Origin of the sequence: uncultured Oceanisphaera sp. (assembly GCF_947495715.1) — a bacterium.
Classification (GTDB): domain Bacteria; phylum Pseudomonadota; class Gammaproteobacteria; order Enterobacterales; family Aeromonadaceae; genus Oceanimonas; species Oceanimonas sediminis.
Map to the genome: position 1 here is coordinate 1 of NZ_CANLZU010000043.1, position 2,284 is coordinate 2,284.

General features: G+C 50.4%; 1 tRNA gene and 2 rRNA genes. All 3 read right to left on the bottom strand.

Annotated features, from left to right (window positions below):
- Nucleotides 1–1,165, bottom strand: a 23S ribosomal RNA gene (locus Q0753_RS16465); the annotation flags it as partial.
- A gap of 341 nt (nucleotides 1,166–1,506) precedes the next feature.
- Nucleotides 1,507–1,582 (bottom strand) — tRNA-Glu (locus Q0753_RS16470).
- A gap of 296 nt (nucleotides 1,583–1,878) precedes the next feature.
- Nucleotides 1,879–2,284, bottom strand: a 16S ribosomal RNA gene (locus Q0753_RS16475); the annotation flags it as partial.

Here is a 2,284-nt window from a genome sequence, read left to right on the forward strand (position 1 = left end):
CCTAAGAACACATCCGCGGCTTCGGTGCATAGTTTAGCCCCGTTACATCTTCCGCGCAGGCCGACTCGACCAGTGAGCTATTACGCTTTCTTTAAATGATGGCTGCTTCTAAGCCAACATCCTGGCTGTCTGAGCCTTCCCACTTCGTTTCCCACTTAACTATGACTTTGGGACCTTAGCCGGCGGTCTGGGTTGTTTCCCTCTTCACGACGGACGTTAGCACCCGCCGTGTGTCTCCCGGATAGTACTTTACGGTATTCGGAGTTTGCATGGGGTTGGTAAGTCGGGATGACCCCCTAGCCCAAACAGTGCTCTACCCCCGTAAGTATTCGTCCGAGGCTCTACCTAAATAGATTTCGGGGAGAACCAGCTATCTCCCGGTTTGATTGGCCTTTCACCCCCAGCCACAAGTCATCCCCTAATTTTGCAACATTAGTGGGTTCGGTCCTCCAGTTGATGTTACTCAACCTTCAACCTGCTCATGGCTAGATCACCGGGTTTCGGGTCTACTCCTAGCAACTCGTCGCCCAGTTAAGACTCGGTTTCCCTACGGCTCCCCTATACGGTTAACCTTGCTACTAAAAGTAAGTCGCTGACCCATTATACAAAAGGTACGCAGTCACCCAACAAGTGGGCTTCCACTGCTTGTACGTACACGGTTTCAGGTTCTATTTCACTCCCCTCACAGGGGTTCTTTTCGCCTTTCCCTCACGGTACTGGTTCACTATCGGTCAGTCAGGAGTATTTAGCCTTGGAGGATGGTCCCCCCATGTTCAAACAGGATATCACGTGTCCCGTCCTACTCGATTTCACTGTAAGTGACGTTTGGTGTACGGGGCTATCACCCACTACGGCCGGCCTTTCCAGGACCATTCCACTACACCACAAACAGCTTAAGGGCTGGTCCCCGTTCGCTCGCCGCTACTAGGGGAATCTCGGTTGATTTCTTTTCCTCGGGGTACTTAGATGTTTCAGTTCTCCCGGTTCGCCTCGTTAAGCTATGTATTCACTTAACGATACTGCACTGAATGCAGTGGGTTTCCCCATTCGGATATTACGGACTCAAGCGCTTCTTACCAGCTCATCCGTACTTAACGCAGGTTAGCACGTCCTTCATCGCCTCTGACTGCCAAGGCATCCACCGTGTACGCTTAGTCACTTAACCATACAACCCCAAGAAGTGTGTTTTTTATGGTACCTTCTTAGCTACTTCTGCGTTGTCGCTTCCACTCATTCAATCACATAGCGGACTATGCTCATGAAATTCGTTCAAGCGACGCCTTGAATTAGCGTCGAATGCACTCATAAAAACAATTCTTCTCTAAGCGGGTTGCTGCATCAGTGACTGATGCTTACAACATATTTCGCCAAGAAGTTCCAAGACACTTGCGTATCAAGAACTACAAATTATTTCTATCAGCTTTCCAGATTGTTAAAGAGCAAGAGTAGTTAAACTCTAAGCTGTGCACACTAATAATGTATACAGCTTAAGGTTTACGGCTTTAATGGCGTCCCCTAGGGGATTCGAACCCCTGTTACCGCCGTGAAAGGGCGGTGTCCTAGGCCTCTAGACGAAGGGGACAAAATTCACGGTTGCGAAGCTTCGCTTCGCAGTGAATTTTGTAAAGGCGAGCGGTGAGCTCTGCGAACCCGAGCGGCAAGAAAGATAACTTTCATATCGCACCGGCTCAGCACTCTCAAGGTTCAGACTAAATCAGTCTTTCGCTTAAAGGATGCACCTTTCCAAAACGCACATTTACTGACAAAGGTGTGTGATTGCAACCAGCTATAGGCAAACTGGCTGCCACGCCCTTATCAAAAGCGCTCTACTCATATCAAGCAAACTGTGTGAACACTCAACAGACGTTGAGATTAAGGTAAGGAGGTGATCCAACCCCAGGTTCCCCTAGGGTTACCTTGTTACGACTTCACCCCAGTCATGAATCACTCCGTGGTAAACGCCCCCCCGAAGGTTAAGCTATCTACTTCTGGAGCAACCCACTCCCATGGTGTGACGGGCGGTGTGTACAAGGCCCGGGAACGTATTCACCGTGGCATTCTGATCCACGATTACTAGCGATTCCGACTTCACGGAGTCGAGTTGCAGACTCCGATCCGGACTACGACGCGCTTTTTGGGATTCGCTCACCATCGCTGGTTGGCAGCCCTCTGTACGCGCCATTGTAGCACGTGTGTAGCCCTACCCGTAAGGGCCATGATGACTTGACGTCGTCCCCACCTTCCTCCGGTTTATCACCGGCAGTCTCCTTTGAGTTCCCGGCAT